The sequence below is a fragment of the Longitalea arenae genome (genome assembly GCF_016924755.1).
In the GTDB taxonomy this organism is placed as follows: Bacteria; Bacteroidota; Bacteroidia; order Chitinophagales; family Chitinophagaceae; genus Niastella; species Niastella arenae.
On the sequence record NZ_JAFFJX010000001.1, the window covers coordinates 411,816 to 427,276 of the forward strand.

Here is a 15,461-nt window from a genome sequence, read left to right on the forward strand (position 1 = left end):
TTTAACTATTTACTGGTATTATTGTAATGCTATTTCAAGGTTGGCAATGCGTATACCGCCTTTGCCATCGTTTTCGGGGTTGGTGACTTTGTCAACCACCCGTGATACTTTACGGAAGAAGCCGCGCAGCGGTGTTTTATTTATAGACGTATTCAATACATACGTTGTTGACTGATCAGTTTCTTCAATGGGTTTTTCTGTAAGGCTATTGACCGCTATTGGTTCACTGATCGTGCGTTTGATTATTCCCGTTTTTACGGCTGGCTGTTCATCCGTATTGTCGATAGCTACATCAACCGGTTTTGCCTGTAAGGCGATATCGATATTTTCAGGATCCTTCACCGGTTGCTGTGTGCTTACCTGTTGTACGTATGATGGTTGCTGAATGTTACTGCGATCAGGATTATTTTTTAAAATGCTCTTGGGTATCTCTTTATGTTCATCAGGTTGCATATTGGCCATAGTAGCAGGATCAATATCTTTTTCCTGCCCAAGCGGTCCCTGGTCGAATGCAATGGGCGTTGAGTCTGCAGATGAGATCTCACTGGCATTAGGCAGCATTACCTTCTTTGATGATTTCGTTCCTTGCTCGCTCCTGGCTATTTCGCTATTGTTAGGCCGGGTTGAGATATACCAGGCGAGGCTGCCCATAATCAATAAGGCAATGGCTGCTGCGGCCATTCGCCACCAGGGCATAAAAACTGCTTTTCGATCTTCTTTTTCCGACCGGTAGAGAAACGTTTTATCTGGAAAGCTGAGTGTTTTATCGGGCACCAGCTTCACCTGTTGTATCAATTCAAAATCAGCCTGGTATTGAGGATGTTTATATACGAATTGTTCCACCAGGTCTTTTTCTTCATTGCTTAATTCATCATCACCATACAGCACAAAAAATTCTTCATGGTTCTCCTCGTTCACCAATCCCCCGGCCGCGGAATTTTTAAACAGCTTTTCTTTCTCATCGAACACAATATGCTCTTCGGCCCGTAAAACAGATCGCTGTAACATCACCAGCTCTTCTTCAAGATCGGGGTTTTGTTGTACGAAGTTGTCTACCGCCATCCGGTCGGCTGCATTCAGCTCGTCATCTATATACATCACAAACCAGGCCTCATAGTTATCACGCGTGATACCTTCTCCCTGGCCGCCGCCATAGACCGCAAAATCATCGGTTCTGATATAATAACAGTTAAATGACATTTTCAGGTTTTACCAGATAGTTTTTTAATTGAATGCGGGCCCGGTGAAGATACACTTTTACCTGGCTTTCATTAAGGCCGGTAATTTGTCCGATCTCTTCATACGAATAGCCCTCATAATCTTTCAATAACACCAGTGCGCGTTGGGTTTCGTTTAGCCGGCTCAATGCTTCTTCCAGTATTTTCCGGGTATTGTACACCGGTTTATCGTACACCTGCGCTTCTTCTTTGAATTCATCGCGTAAATGTATCCGTTTGACTTTACGCAGATGATCTATCATTTGGTTGTATGCAACTGTAAACAGGTAACTTTTGCATTTGGCATTTTCTACATCCGATCTGTTCCGCCACATTTTTTCAAATGCCGCCTGAACAACATCCCGGGCATCCTCTTCATGGCGAAGGTTTTTAAGGATGAACCGGTATACGTTGTCCGCATACTCAGCTACGCATAAATTATATTCTTTTTCGGTCATAAGCAGAACCTGTCTGTTATACTGTTTGTGGTAGTGGTACGATCCAGCCGCTAAAAAAGTTACAATGAATTTCAATAAAAATAAAAAGAGGCCATTAAATGACCTCTTTTATATAAAAGTGTTGATCGTCATATTTAAAATTGGGCATTGGCCGCTATGGCCCGGCTGAGCGACTCCCAGATAATAAAATCGCTCTGGAACTGGTTGTTGTTATTATTGCTGTTACAGCATTCTTTGGTCGAAGGCAAACACTCCTGGTTAACCGGTTTTTTTGAAGTATGGGTTGTGGCAAAAACAAATATACCAGCCAAAGCCACCAATAGTATTAGGGTTGAACGGATAAAGTTTTTCTTCCACATAACGTATCGTTTTGTATTATAAGACGAAGTTATTGGGAATTTGTTACAGTTTTTAAAATAAAAAGTTAGAATTGATGGGTGGTCGTATTTGATTTTTAGCAAATGCGAAAATTAAGTAATACGATATGAACAGGTTATACTCTTGCTGTTTGAACAAGGACTGATCCGGGGTTGAAAAATAAATAGACGGGCGCGGAAAAACACCGGATGAAACGGTTAATAGGTTGCTGGTATCGGGCTATGGGTTTATGTTCATGATGCTGCATGATGCCTGGTCCTCGGCGATGTTAGCTGCCATTATCACATTATCGAATTATCACATTGACTATTATTACATTTGTGGCATTAAAAAAAACTACATGCTCCATGAATGAAAAATTAGTAAAACGCCTGGCCGCTGAACTGGCTGAGATCAGAGCTGCCGGTTTATTTAAAACAGAACGCATTATTGAATCGCCGCAAGGCGCCGAGATCACGGTGAATGGCAAAACGGTGCTTAATTTCTGTGCCAATAATTACCTGGGCCTGTCCTCGCATCCTAAAGTAATTGAAGCTGCTAAAAAATATGTCGACTTCCGGGGTTATGGCATGAGCAGTGTGCGGTTCATTTGCGGTACCCAGGATATTCATAAAGAACTGGAGGAAAAGATATCTGCCTTTTTGGGTACTGAAGACACTATCTTGTATGTAGCTGCCTTTGATGCCAATGGCGGGGTGTTTGAACCTTTGTATAACGAGCAGGATGCTATAATTTCCGATGAACTGAACCATGCCTCTATCATCGATGGGGTTCGTTTATGTAAAGCCCAGCGGTTCCGTTACAAGCATAACAATATGACCGACCTGGAAGAGAAACTGAAAGAATCGCAATCGGCCCGCAGCCGCATTATTGTTACCGATGGTTCCTTCAGTATGGATGGAACCATTGCCCAACTGGATGCCATTGTTGCGCTCGCCGAAAAATACGATGCCGCTATCATGATCGATGAAAGCCATTCAAGCGGCTTTTTAGGCAGAACCGGACGGGGTACACATGAGTACCGGGGTGTAATGGGTAAAATTGATATTATCACCGGAACCCTGGGTAAAGCCCTGGGCGGTGCATCAGGTGGTTTCACCAGCGGACGAAAAGAGGTGATCGACATGTTACGCCAGCGCTCGCGGCCTTATTTATTCTCCAATACCCTGGCGCCGGGCATTGTAGGCGCTTCCATTGCAGTGCTCGACCTGCTGAGCGAAACGACTGAACTGCGCGATAAGCTCGAATACAATACGAAATACTTCCGTAGTAAAATGACGGAAGCCGGCTTCGATATTAAACCCGGTGATCATCCCATAGTGCCTATAATGCTCTATGATGCGGTTGTAGCGCAAAATTTTGCTGCCCGCCTGCTGGAAGAAGGCATTTATGTGATCGGCTTCTTTTATCCCGTGGTGGCCAAAGGACAGGCCCGCATCAGGGTGCAACTGAGTGCTGCGCATGAACAACACCATCTGGATAAAGCCATTGCTGCTTTTGCCAAAATTGGTAAGGAACTGGGGGTACTGAATGGACAATTGGCCAACTGATCATTTAGCAGGTTAACGCGAAAATATGAGTCCGGGGATGCTTCGCCAGAGGCGTCCCCGGACTTTTTAATGGGGCCTGTTGTATGGTTGAAGTTTAAGTTTTATTTTGGCGGCAAATCCGTGTTCCTTATGGAAGACACCCAACAAACTGAGCAGCCCGGCTCGCAAGAATCAACCGCTCCGGCAGGATGTGCTAATTGCAACAATGTCAATGTAGTTCCTGGTTATTCTACTCCGCTTTGTGCCCATTGCCGGCAGGTATTTATCAAATCCCCCTTTCCGTTACCTGTTAAATTATTTGCTATTGGGGTAGGACTGGTTTTGGTCTTTGCCTTGTTCTCACTGCCGAAAAATCTATCATTGGGTATACATCTGGAAAGAGGAAAGCGATTTGAGGAAAAGAAGCAGTTTATGAGTGCACAACGGGAATTCAATGCGGTAGTAAAAACCGTACCCGATAATCTGGAAGCCAATATCCATTTGACGATAACAGCATTTTATAATCTGGATTTTGTAACGTTATATACAGCGATGGAAAAGATCTCCGGTAAGCGTTACGAAAATAATGAATTGCTGGGCCGCGTAAATGTGATAATAAAAGAGGCGGAAGATCTTATTCCCGATAGTTCACTTTCGAAAATCATCAGCAGCTACCCCGAGCAAAACGGCGGAGTGCCTGACTCAGCCTAGGTTAGTTACTTAAAGCAATATCCGGATAATTTGTATGGACGTCTTGCTTATACAAACTCCTTGTATGATAAGGCCGGTATAAAAGCTGTGACAGTGTGCTTAGGCGGTTGTTCAAGATAAACGTCTCCTGCCTGCCAGCCTTACAATTACAAGCGGCTGTTCAGCGGAAGCTGGGCAATTGGGACGAATCAATAAAAGCCTGCGAGCATATTCTGGACATCAACCGGGAGGCTTGCTATGCATATTCCTCTATGGCACGCACCCGTCTAAAGCAAAAAAAGAACCAATTGGGCTTAGAACTGGCGATGCAGGGGATGTCGATAGATAGTTCGGATGCATATAGCATGGCAACATTGGCTTTAGCCTGCCATATTAATAATTTGCCGGCAAAACGGGATGCATTGTTAAAGGCACTGCAGGCAAAAGGCGATTCAAGCGCTCTGCATTACCGGCAACGTGCTTTAGACATTATTGAACAAAAAGAATCACTCTGAAAACAAAAATATGTTTGTACCTGGATTTGTCATCAGCGCAGTAACCTTTCCTGGCGTCATCGTTCATGAAATGGCCCACCAGCTTTTTTGCCGGCTTTATAAAGTGCCTGTTTTCAAGGTGGTTTATTTTCAATTCGGCAACCCGGCGGGCTATGTTTTACATGAAGCGCCTGCCAGGAAATGGCAAAGCATCATGATCAGCATAGGACCATTCTTCCTGAATACAATTGTGGGTACTTTAATTGCCCTGCCGGCAGCACTGCCGGTATTTACATTTGATAATGGCAGTTTTATCGACTATTTATTGATTTATCTGGGTGTATCCATTGCCATGCATGCATTTCCCAGCACGGGCGACGCCAATTCCATCTGGCAGTCATTAAAAGAAAAAGACACCAATCTGTTGGTGAAACTGATAGGCTACCCGGTAGTTGGGTTAATTTATCTGGGTGCAGTGGGTAGTTTTTTCTGGCTCGACCTGTTATATGGCGTAGGTGTAGCCATTGGATTGCCTAAACTGATCATGTCGTTGTATCTTTAAACTGATTGAAAATGATTGAAGTCAAATAAGTCAAAGGGTTGCTTCACCCGTTTGACTTATTTGTATACATGGAAAGCAAAACGGCTACTTGGCCGCGATCATGCTTATTTCAACATTCACATTCCTTGGCAGCCCTTTTACGGCAACTGTTTCCCGGGCCGGGTAATTGCCGGTAAAAAATTTACCGTATACTTCATTAACGGCATTGAACAGCGACATATCGCTGAGAAAAATAGTGGTTTTTACAACGTGGCTGAAATCATAACCTGCCTGGGTGAGTACCGCATGCAGGTTTTTCATTACCTGCTCGGTTTCTCCGGCTACATCAGTAGCCTCTACAGTGCCTGTAGCGGGGTTAATGGGTACCTGGCCGGAGATAAATAATATATTGCCGGCCTGTACAGCCTGGCTATAAGGGCCAATAGGTGCTGGCGCCTGGTTGGTAGTGATTATGGTCTTTTGCATGATCCAAAGATAAATTAATAGACAAAAGGCAAAAAGGCAAAGAGGCAAAGAGGGCCAAAAAGGCAAAAAGGCAAAGAAGGCCAAAAGGCAACGAGGCATAAAGGCCATAGCGCCGGGTAAAATCCGGGAGGCTTTAGTGCTGTTATTAATTTAAAATTTGGCAGCCACTCACCACTGATCATTCACCATTGCCCGTTAACCATTCACCACGCCCATGCTATCGCCATGGGCGGGCAAGCATACTCTATTGACCGTTGACCATTCACCACGCACTTGCTATGCCACGGGGCGGGCAAGCATACTCCATTGCCGTTGACCATTCACCACGCCCTTGCTATCGCCAAGGGCGGGCAAGCATACTCCATTGCCCGTTGGCCATTCACCACGCCCTTGCCATGCCACGGGGCGGGCAAGCATACTCCATTGACCATTGCCCATTCAGGATAATAGGTTTTCTTTGCGGATAAATTCAGAAAGCCCATGACAGTGGCCATTTTAGCCGATGACGTATTAAAAGAGGAAATACTTGTCCGCAAACCGCCAGAGACCGTGAACCTGGTATGGGTCGATTCCATGCGCGCCCTCACGATCGTGGAAGCGGATATATACATTGACCTGTTATTTGAGCTGAATGCAGAAAGAACGCAGCATTTAAAAAGACTGTTGCCCAAACCGGTGCTGGTAAATGCAGTAAGCTGGTCTACAAAAAAGATCGGGGCTGATCTCATTCGAATTAATGCCTGGCCCGGACTGCTACAACGGACTGTAACCGAAATCGCCATTCCCTCCACGATGACGGAAGCGCATGTCAAAGACATTTTCGATCAGCTGCAATGGAAATATATCCTGGCGCCTGATATTCCGGGGATGATCACAGCGCGGGTATTGGCTGCCATTATCAATGAAGCTTATTATACATTGGAAGGAGAAGTGAGCACCCGCGAAGAGATAGATATTGCCATGAAGCTGGGTACAGGTTACCCATACGGACCCTTTGAATGGAGTAATAAGATAGGGTTATCCCGGGTTGCCGAACTGTTAACGGAGTTAAGCCTTGCTGATAAACGTTATACTCCGGCAGCTTTGTTGCTGCAGGAGGCGGGCAGTAGCAGTTGACCAATTAATAAGGTTGATAGTATTGAATCGGTAAACAGCATTGCGTTCATTCAAGCCAAATGGACATTAATCAGCATAAGCAGGAAGGTTTGCCGCCGCACCTTTGCCAATTGCCAGTGCCCATTGCAAATTGCCGATGCCGCCATTCAGATCAAACACACAAAACTTCTAACAAAACAAAAGAGCGACGAGAATCATGATCTTATGTATTGACACCGCTACTGACCAGGCCTGTGTATGTTTATCGAAAGAGGGTGAGGTGGTTAGTGTACTTGAAAATGATAACCAGAAGGACCATGCGGCCTGGATACAAACGGCAATAAACAGCTTACTACAAAAGCAGGGCGTAAGCATGCAGCACTTGCAGGCCGTGGCTGTTACCGCCGGACCCGGCTCCTATACGGGCTTGCGCGTAGGCATGGCTAGTGCAAAAGGCTTGTGTTTTGCTTTACAAATACCACTCATAACAATTAATACATTACAGGTAATGGCACACGCAGCCATCAACCAACTGGGTAATATTGTAGCGCAAATGTCGAAACCGCTGTGTTATTGCCCAATGATAGATGCCCGTCGCATGGAAGTATTCACCGCTGTGTATGATGAGTTCCTGCAGGAGATCATTGCACCTAAAGCCATGATACTTGATGAATTGTCCTTCACCGCTGAGTTGAATGAGCGTTCTTTGATATGCTTTGGAAATGGCAGCAATAAATGGAAAAATGTAAGCAGGTATCCTAACGTTCTGTTTATTGATGAAAAATTAGATATTGCTAAATCTCTTGCTAAATTGGCTTCCAGCTTGCATTTAAGCCAGAATTTTGCCAACTTGGCGTACGCTGAACCCGTTTATCTAAAAGAATTTTACACTTATATCAAAAAATGACCAAATGAAACTTTTATCCTCCTTTCATCCCTAGCATATCAATTTTCTTGTAAATTTGATCTTTAGCGTTATCCTATTAAATATTAAAAGCTCTGATGTGCACATGAACGTAACAACCAATTACTCCATGGTCTTAAATGCAGATGGTGGGGATGGTGAATCGGTAAAAGTTGACTTCCTGAACCTGAAAAAGGCAGCGATGATACTTCGCGCCTTGAACCACAAGCTGCGTCAACAGATCGTCAAACTGATCGATGAGAACAAACGTCTTACCGTGACGGAGATCTATGTACGTCTGCGGTTGGAACAGTCCGTTGCATCCCAACACCTCGCCATTTTACGTAGAGCAGGCATCGTGAAAACTGACCGCGATGGTAAATTTATTTACTATTCCGTCAACAGTTCACGGGTGGCTCACATAATGAAATGCGTGGACGACCTCAACATCTGATAAGACGGAGACGACACAAATTGTTTAAACGGTTAACCTGTAGCTATATTGGCTACGGGTTAACTTGTTATGGCGTACTTTTGCCTGAAATTCAGACTACATGTTTATTAAGCAATTGTACACCGGCTGCTTGAGTGAAGCAGCCTATTATATTGAAAGTGATGGAGTTGCAGCTATTGTGGACCCTCTCAGGGATATAGACAGTTACGTACAGCTCGCCACCGAACGGAATGCTGCCATCAAATATATCTTCGAAACCCATTTTCACGCCGATTTCGTAAGCGGCCACCTCGATCTGCAAAAGGCTACCGGGGCTCCCATTGTGTACGGGCCAAACACCGAAACAAATTTTCCCATTCACCTGGCTAAAGACGGAGAAAACTTTCCATTAGGTAAAGCTTCCATTGAAGTCATTCATACACCGGGACATACCATCGAAAGCACCTGCTACCTGCTTCGCGACGATACAGGTAAAGCACATGCGGTGTTTACCGGCGATACGCTGTTTGTGGGTGAAGTGGGCAGGCCCGACCTCAGCAGTGGCGACCTGGCCAAGGAAGAACTGGCTTCTTTGTTATATGATTCTTTAAACAATAAGCTAGCTACCCTGCCCGATGACGTTATCGTATACCCGGCCCATGGCCCTGGCAGTAACTGCGGCAAGAACCTGGGGCCTGGCACCAGCAGCACCATTGGTGAAGAAAAGCAGCATAACTACGCCCTGCAGCCCCAAGAGCGATCGGCGTTTATAAAGGCCGTTACAAGCGATCTGCCGGCTGCTCCTACTTATTTCCCCATCAATGCAAGGATCAATAAAGAAGGCTATGACAGCCTGGAAAAGATAATGGAGACAGCGCTAACACCTTTGAGCGTAGCTGATTTTAAAAAATGGATGGAAGGGGATGATACCATCATCCTTGATACCCGAAAAGCAGGTGATTTTACCAAACAGTTTGTACCAGGTTCTATAAGTGTTGGTCTCGAAGGCCGCTTTGCCGAATGGGCCGGTAGTTTGTTACCATTTGATAAACCCATCATCCTCGTAACGGAAGCCGGTGAAGAAAGAGAAAGTGTGATCCGGTTGGCCCGTGTAGGTTTTTCCCGAATACATGGTTACCTGGCCGGTGGCATAGAAGCCTGGCGCCAGGCCGGTGAAGAGATCGACCTGATCATTGATGTAGAAGTTGATGAGCTGGCAATGGACCTGCCTTATGACGATCACCTCGTGGCGGTTGACGTACGGCGCGAAGCTGAATTTGCCGACGGGCATGTACGCGGCGCAGTAAATATTCCCTTAAATGAAATGACCGATCCCGGCTCCATGGCCAATATTGAAGAACACCAGAACCTGTACCTGTACTGCGGCAGCGGTTATCGCAGTGTGATCGCAGCTTCCTTAATGAAACGGCAGGGCATCCATAACCTGCGCAATGTACTGGGAGGTTTTAATGCCATCCGGGTACAGGAAGGTATTGAGATCGTGAAAGATAGCAGCGTTTTAAATTAGTGAGACCAGTCAAATGTGTCAAAAGCAGTCAAAGGAGTCAAACAATTAGCCCGACCCAAGTTAGCAAACCAGGTAACGCTTATGGCTTCTTTGACTCTTTTTTTCTTATGACTTTTCTGACCTTCTGATCCTGTTACACATTCACTATATTATTCCTGATAGCAAAAAGAACAAGGCCAACCCTGCTTTTTACATTCAGCTTTTCAAACAAAGCATCGCGATAGCCATCGATCGTGCGGGCGCTGAGAAACATTTTTTCTGCTATTTCCTTATAAGTCATTTCAGTGCAAACCAGTTTCAGGAATTCTATCTCACGTACATTCAATGGAACAAGGCATTTCATGGGATCGCCCGGTTCTTCTAACTGGCTAACAGCACGAATAAGTTTGCCGGTGATCAGTTCCGAATAAAAGTATCCTTTGCGCATCAGGTGATCAAGGGCACGACGGAACTCAGATGGGTCAATGTCTTTCAGCACATAACCTTTAGCGCCATTCTTCATCATGCGAATTATAGAGCTCTCGTTATCGTACACAGAAAGCGCGAGGATCTTAATGCCCGGGTAATTACGTTTAAGCCACAGAGCTGTTTCATATCCATCCAGCTCGGGCCTGTTGATCTCGTTCAGCACGGCATCGGGCAAATACCTGGGTAGTAATCGTTTGATCAGATCTTTTCCATTACTGGCGTCAAATAGAATGGCATACGTTTCGAGCCCCCGGAGAAGATTGGCGAGTCCGTTGCGCAGCAGAATGTGGTCGTCTACAATCGCCACGCTGGCATTAGTTGTAAGCATAATGGTTAAGGGTTTTATGGTGAGGAAAGGGTAGGGTAAGACTACTGTAGTTCCTATTCGGGGGATACTGGTAAGGTTGATTAGTGTACCGGCTAAGTGGGTCTGGTGCTGCTTTTCCGGCCCTTATTCAAAATTAGGATTTTCATTTATATCCTGCAACCGTAATAGTTCATTTGGGCTTGCCCGTTATAGTTATTGTAATAACTTTAGGCAAGAAATTGATTTCGATTAAGTCTTTATTGATGGGGCGGCCAGCAACAGGGCCTTGCCTGTACATCAAACATGAATGTGTGAACACTGTTTGGTACGGTATAAGGGTCTGTTGCCGTTATAATGGGCAAAAGATAAACCGGTTTATTCAGGAATCTATGCTAATGAGGAGGTAGTATGTGTACTTATTCACCTATCCAAAGGCTTATGTATTCTTCTTTCCAGGCACGCTTCCAGCGGCGGTGACTCCATAACCACATATCCGGCTGCTGCCTGATCACCTTTTCCAGATAACGTGCATAACGCAGGGTGAGTTCACCCCGGTCAAGCGCACCCGGCTCCATTTCAGCCAATGTAAAATCAACTTTATAATAACCGCGGCGGGGCTTTTCAATATTGGCAAATACAACCGGTATATTACCAGCGCGGGCGCCGGTCTCCGGACCGGTAACAAAAGGGGTTGGTTTCCCAAAGAAGTTGAGCCAGAAGCTTTTCTCGGGATTTGCCGGCGCCTGATCGGCTACCAGGCCAATGCAGTATTGCCGGTTACGCCAGGGGATCATGGCTTTGCGCATATCGGTTGCAGGCAATAATACTGAACCTGATTTAGAACGAAGCTTTCTGAATAACCGGTCGAATATCTTGTTCTTGATAGGCATGTAAACGCCCAGGAAGGTGTAATGCATTTCTTTGGCGCCCGCCAGGTTGGCCCATTCCCAGTTAAAGGTATGGCCCAGATGGATCTGGCAGCTGCGGCCGGTTTTATACAGGTCGTTCAATACTTCCCAGTTGCCGCTCACCCGTTTTTGAATATAGGCATCACTGGCGGAAACCATTTTTAAGCTTTCAATGATCGAATCGATAAAATTGCGGTAGAAGCGTGACGCGATCTTTTTACGTTCAGCCAGTGTTTTTTCCGGAAACACCAACTCCAGGTTGCCGAGCACCACCTTCCGGCGATAGCCCAAAATGCGATATACGAGTACATGAAAGGCGTCGGACAAAACATACAACACGCGCAGGGGCAGTAAAGAAACGAGGTACAATAAACCGTAAACAATGTAATACATGGGCAGCAAAGATAGCGCTAAGTTGCCAGTTAGCGGTTTCCCAGGCCTCCCTTTATGCCTCGTTGCCTCTTTGCCTTTGTGCCTCTTTGCTTTGTCTATTGATTTATCCAGTTCTTCGATTCCTGCTCTACATGTTTCAGCTCTACCTTCACTTTGAACTTGTTGCGCAGGTGGCGCGCCAGGGCATCGGCTGCATAAACGCTGCGGTGCTGGCCCCCGGTGCATCCAAAACTTACGCTCAGGCTTTCGAAGCCACGGCGGATATAATCTTCGACAGAAATGTCTACAATGTCAAATACGCTGTTCAGGAACTCTGCCATGCGGGTTTGCTGCTCCAGGAAATCTTTTACCCCTTTATCACGGCCGGTTTGCGATTTAAAATGTTCCAGCCGGCCCGGGTTTAAAATACCCCGGCAGTCAAACACATAACCGCCCCCGTTGCCGGAAGGGTCGGCCGGTATGCCTTTCTTAAAAGAAAAACTTTGCACCTTTACCACCAGCGGCGTTTCCTCATCGGCGGTCAATGGTGTGAAGCGGTCGATGATCTCGTCACTTACACACACCTGTAACACCTTATTGAACTCCGGCACTGCAATGCCCAGGTTATGGTCGCTGATGAAGGCCCGCAGGTTCTTAAGCGCTTGCGGAATGCTGGTAAGGAACTGGGCTTTGCGCTCGAACAAGCCGCGGAAGCCATAAGCACCCAGCACCTGTAACAAGCGGATGAGCACATAGCCGTTATACTGGCTTTTGAACAGGTCGCGGTTAACCTGTTCGTTCATGATCTGTTCAAAAGAATCTATATAATCGTTCAGCAGCTTGTCCTTCCAGTCATCGGGCAGGTTGGCGCGTGCCTGCCAGATCATACTGGCCACATCGTATTGCGGGGCTCCCTGCATGCCACCCTGGTAATCGATAAAATGAACCGTATTATCCGGCGATACCAGGATGTTGCGGCTTTGGAAGTCGCGGAACATGAAGTATTTATACTCAGTGTGCGTAAGGTAGGTGCTCAATGCCTCGAAATCATCGATCAGCTTTTGTTTGTCGTATGGTTTACGCAATGCATCGAGGAAATAATATTTGAAGTACAGGAGGTCGGCCATAATCGCCTGTTTGCCAAATTCCTGGTTGGTGAGGCAGCGGGTATAATCGAGCCCTATATGGCCTTTTATCTGCAATAAAGCCAGCTGGTGCAGGCTCCTCTTAAAGAGATCATATATATTATCAGTAAAACCTTCTGCCTCAAGGCGGTTCAAAAGCGATACATCGCCCAGGTCTTCCTGCAGGTAAATGGTTTTATCTTCGCCCAGCGCAAAGATCTCCGGCACCGGAAGCCGCTGGTTATAAAAGTGTTGGGAGAAGTAAATAAAGGTTTCGTTTTCAGGCACGTTGTGGCCATGGGTGGCAATACAGGTCCCTTTTTTATCGTGGATCCGAAAATACCGTCTGTCTGACCCCGATTGTGGCAGGATCTCAATTCTTTCACAGGCTGAACCGCTCCACTCGGTGTACAGTTTATTGATTCCGTCGATGATTGATTGCATAGTGTTATATAGGTCAGTAAAAATAACGTAATAAACTCATGCCGGAATGCAAAAAAACGCAGTTAAATTTTCCCCACCGGCAATTGAGGATGAGAAGCAACAATTATCCCGGCCGGTACCAGCGCTGGGACCGGCCATCCCGGTTTTTAAATTGTACCTTAGCGCCTTTGGCAAACGAACCGCAACACCATGGAAGCGCTTTTGCGATACATCCGGTCACTAACGTCTTTTTCAACCGAAAACTGGGCATTGTTACAGCCTGCACTCACTCAAAAGACATTCCGGAAAAAAGAATTTTTGCTAAAGGAAGGAACCGTATGCCGTTCGCTTTTCTTTATCGTGAAAGGCTATTGCAAAAGCTATTATGAAATAGACGGTATTGTAAAGAACACCGGTTTTTTCTTCGAAAATGAAATAGCCACTAACGTAAGCAGTTTTGGCAGCGGGCAGAAAAGTGAATTCAATATTGCTGCCTGCGAGCCGCTAACCGCTATCATCATTGATAAAGAGAAACTTTTTGAGGCTGCAAAGAATTCAATTGAAATAGAAACCTTAGGCAGGCATTGCATCCGTTTATTTGCCACAAAGCAGGAGGAATTTGCCAATCTGTTCCAACTTTATACGCCGCAGGAACGCCTTGAATATATTGAGGCCCGGTATCCCGCCCTGCTGCAACGGGTGTCCCTCTCCCAGTTAGCCTCATTTCTCGGCGTAACAAGGGAAACATTAAGCCGCATCAGAAAACGGCGATCCCAGGTATGATTTTGTGACGATCGTCACAGGACAAAGTCCTGCCGCGGTCAGAATTTTGCAGAAACAATTCATTATGCAAATGCTTAAGAAGATCGATGAATCAACTAATGTTATTACCTGGTTTGAAATTCCGGTAACGGATATACACAGGGCAAAAACTTTTTATGAGACCATCCTCGATATTAGAATGATCAGGCGGACAGATGGCGATGATGAAGCTGTTTTCTTTCCGCATGATCCGAATGTGATACAGGCAACATCGGGCCGCGTAACCGGTGTGTTGTCGAAGACAGCCAGGAACAGGCCCTGTGATCACGGTACTATGATCTATATAAATGCAAGTCCCGACCTGCAAACGGTGGTTGATAAGGTAGAAAAAGCAGGTGGAAAGATCATTGTGCCCCGGATGGCTATTCCGGCAGGCTTTATTGCCGTTATCATCGATTCGGAAGGAAACAAAATTGGCTTACATGCCGAAAAGTGATGGCTTTTGCTGACGCCGGGCGCCCAGCGTCTATTAAGCAAATAATAATTCCGCCTGAGCCACAGAATCGGGTTTGCCCACATCAATAAAACGGGAACCGCTGTGGTCAAAGCCCTTGATGGTATGATTGGCGGCCAGTTCGAGGTAGGTATCTACAATAGAGAATTTGCCCTGATGCCGGATCAGTGATAAGAGCTTCTTACTTATCACATGAATGCCGCTGAATGCCCTGGGAAGATAAGTGGTAGCAGGCCGGGCGATCCTTTCTTCACCGGTTTTGGTATTGCGCCAGCCGCAGAGCGTATCGCTGCCATCGAATAGGAAGTACCGTGAGGTCATTCGATCTGTTATGGCAATGGTTGATAATGGCCGTTCTTGCTCATGAAACGCAATCACTTTTCCCAGGTCGAGATCGGTGAGGATATCAACATTGATCACAACAATGGTATCTGCTGTAAAAAGCGGTTCCGCTTTTTTGAGACCGCCGCCGGTTTCAAGCACCATATCGGTTTCATCGCTGATGCTTATATGGCTGCCCCAGCCTTTGTTTTGCTGCAAGGCGTCAACGATCTGATCGGCGAAATGATGCACATTCACTACCACATTGGTAATGCCGTATTGCTGCAGGAATTCAATATTACGTTGTAACAAACTTTTACCATTAACAACAGCCAGTGCTTTGGGATGTTTATCCGTCCATGGTTTAAACCGTGTGCCCAGTCCGGCGGCGAAGATCATGCCCTGCACTGCTCTCTTTCCACTGAAAGGGGCCTTGTCGGCAGAAATATGTTTGTTATCGGTCATCATCAGAAAAACACATTTTATGAGCTGCTTCGCTGTTCGTTCCT

Annotated in this window: 19 protein-coding genes; 10 read left to right on the forward strand and 9 right to left on the reverse strand. The window is 46.0% G+C overall.

Going from position 1 to position 15,461, the window contains the following annotated elements; translation table 11 throughout:
- Window positions 1-18: 18 nt before the first annotated feature.
- The 3 genes from JT717_RS01805 to JT717_RS01815 form a co-directional block, all read right to left on the reverse strand.
- Entirely contained in the window at window positions 19-1,200 is a 1,182-nt protein-coding gene (locus JT717_RS01805) for an anti-sigma factor (RefSeq protein WP_205508476.1), read from the reverse strand.
- Complete coding sequence (locus JT717_RS01810) at window positions 1,190-1,675, reverse strand: RNA polymerase sigma factor (protein ID WP_205508477.1); 486 nt, start codon at window positions 1,673-1,675, stop codon at window positions 1,190-1,192. The genes JT717_RS01805 and JT717_RS01810 overlap by 11 nt, the downstream gene beginning before the upstream one ends.
- Window positions 1,676-1,809: 134 nt before the next feature.
- Complete coding sequence (locus JT717_RS01815; protein WP_205508478.1) at window positions 1,810-2,034, reverse strand: hypothetical protein; 225 nt, start codon at window positions 2,032-2,034, stop codon at window positions 1,810-1,812.
- A gap of 366 nt (window positions 2,035-2,400) precedes the next feature.
- On the opposite strand from JT717_RS01815, the gene kbl reads away from it, so the two are divergent.
- From kbl to JT717_RS01835, 4 genes are all read left to right on the forward strand, one after another.
- Window positions 2,401-3,603, forward strand: coding sequence for a glycine C-acetyltransferase (gene kbl, locus JT717_RS01820; RefSeq protein ID WP_205508479.1), 1,203 nt, complete (start codon window positions 2,401-2,403; stop codon window positions 3,601-3,603).
- A gap of 129 nt (window positions 3,604-3,732) precedes the next feature.
- Window positions 3,733-4,293: a hypothetical protein gene (locus tag JT717_RS01825; RefSeq protein WP_205508480.1), complete on the forward strand. Its 561-nt coding sequence runs from the start codon at window positions 3,733-3,735 to the stop codon at window positions 4,291-4,293.
- 107 nt (window positions 4,294-4,400) lie between these two features.
- On the forward strand, window positions 4,401-4,787 hold the full coding sequence (locus JT717_RS01830) for a tetratricopeptide repeat protein (RefSeq protein ID WP_205508481.1): 387 nt from the start codon (window positions 4,401-4,403) through the stop codon (window positions 4,785-4,787).
- 10 nt (window positions 4,788-4,797) lie between these two features.
- Complete coding sequence (locus JT717_RS01835) at window positions 4,798-5,328, forward strand: DUF3267 domain-containing protein (protein ID WP_205508482.1); 531 nt, start codon at window positions 4,798-4,800, stop codon at window positions 5,326-5,328.
- 84 nt (window positions 5,329-5,412) lie between these two features.
- Here JT717_RS01835 and JT717_RS01840 read toward each other — a convergent pair whose 3' ends face one another.
- Window positions 5,413-5,793: a RidA family protein gene (locus JT717_RS01840; protein ID WP_205508483.1), complete on the reverse strand. Its 381-nt coding sequence runs from the start codon at window positions 5,791-5,793 to the stop codon at window positions 5,413-5,415.
- A gap of 276 nt (window positions 5,794-6,069) precedes the next feature.
- On the reverse strand, window positions 6,070-6,231 hold the full coding sequence (locus JT717_RS01845) for a hypothetical protein (RefSeq protein WP_205508484.1): 162 nt from the start codon (window positions 6,229-6,231) through the stop codon (window positions 6,070-6,072).
- A gap of 42 nt (window positions 6,232-6,273) precedes the next feature.
- Between JT717_RS01845 and JT717_RS01850 the strand changes: the two genes are divergently transcribed.
- The 4 genes from JT717_RS01850 to JT717_RS01865 all read left to right on the forward strand — a co-directional run bounded on the left by JT717_RS01850 (window position 6,274) and on the right by JT717_RS01865 (window position 9,753).
- Window positions 6,274-6,909, forward strand: coding sequence for a 3-hydroxyacyl-CoA dehydrogenase family protein (locus tag JT717_RS01850; protein WP_205508485.1), 636 nt, complete (start codon window positions 6,274-6,276; stop codon window positions 6,907-6,909).
- Window positions 6,910-7,105: 196 nt separating this feature from the next.
- Entirely contained in the window at window positions 7,106-7,795 is a 690-nt protein-coding gene (gene tsaB, locus JT717_RS01855) for a tRNA (adenosine(37)-N6)-threonylcarbamoyltransferase complex dimerization subunit type 1 TsaB (RefSeq protein ID WP_205508486.1), read from the forward strand.
- 103 nt (window positions 7,796-7,898) lie between these two features.
- Window positions 7,899-8,246 (forward strand): ArsR/SmtB family transcription factor, encoded by a 348-nt coding sequence (locus JT717_RS01860; protein ID WP_014222809.1) that lies wholly within the window; start codon window positions 7,899-7,901, stop codon window positions 8,244-8,246.
- A 100-nt stretch (window positions 8,247-8,346) separates the two neighbouring features.
- Window positions 8,347-9,753: an MBL fold metallo-hydrolase gene (locus JT717_RS01865; RefSeq protein WP_205508487.1), complete on the forward strand. Its 1,407-nt coding sequence runs from the start codon at window positions 8,347-8,349 to the stop codon at window positions 9,751-9,753.
- 133 nt (window positions 9,754-9,886) lie between these two features.
- Here the strand turns inward: JT717_RS01865 and JT717_RS01870 are convergent, their stop codons facing one another.
- The 3 genes from JT717_RS01870 to JT717_RS01880 form a co-directional block, all read right to left on the reverse strand.
- Window positions 9,887-10,549: a response regulator transcription factor gene (locus tag JT717_RS01870; protein WP_205508488.1), complete on the reverse strand. Its 663-nt coding sequence runs from the start codon at window positions 10,547-10,549 to the stop codon at window positions 9,887-9,889.
- A gap of 395 nt (window positions 10,550-10,944) precedes the next feature.
- Entirely contained in the window at window positions 10,945-11,829 is an 885-nt protein-coding gene (locus JT717_RS01875) for a lysophospholipid acyltransferase family protein (RefSeq protein WP_205508489.1), read from the reverse strand.
- Between the two features lie 95 nt (window positions 11,830-11,924).
- Window positions 11,925-13,376, reverse strand: a complete 1,452-nt coding sequence (locus JT717_RS01880; protein WP_205508490.1) for a RapZ C-terminal domain-containing protein — start codon at window positions 13,374-13,376, stop codon at window positions 11,925-11,927.
- A 189-nt stretch (window positions 13,377-13,565) separates the two neighbouring features.
- Here JT717_RS01880 and JT717_RS01885 point away from each other — a divergent pair, with 189 nt between their 5' ends.
- Both JT717_RS01885 and JT717_RS01890 read left to right on the forward strand, forming a co-directional pair.
- Window positions 13,566-14,138, forward strand: a complete 573-nt coding sequence (locus JT717_RS01885) for a Crp/Fnr family transcriptional regulator (protein WP_205508491.1) — start codon at window positions 13,566-13,568, stop codon at window positions 14,136-14,138.
- A gap of 64 nt (window positions 14,139-14,202) precedes the next feature.
- On the forward strand, window positions 14,203-14,613 hold the full coding sequence (locus JT717_RS01890) for a VOC family protein (RefSeq protein WP_205508492.1): 411 nt from the start codon (window positions 14,203-14,205) through the stop codon (window positions 14,611-14,613).
- A 33-nt stretch (window positions 14,614-14,646) separates the two neighbouring features.
- Here JT717_RS01890 and JT717_RS01895 read toward each other — a convergent pair whose 3' ends face one another.
- Entirely contained in the window at window positions 14,647-15,420 is a 774-nt protein-coding gene (locus JT717_RS01895; RefSeq protein WP_240347775.1) for a nucleotidyltransferase family protein, read from the reverse strand.
- Window positions 15,421-15,461: the final 41 nt, after the last annotated feature.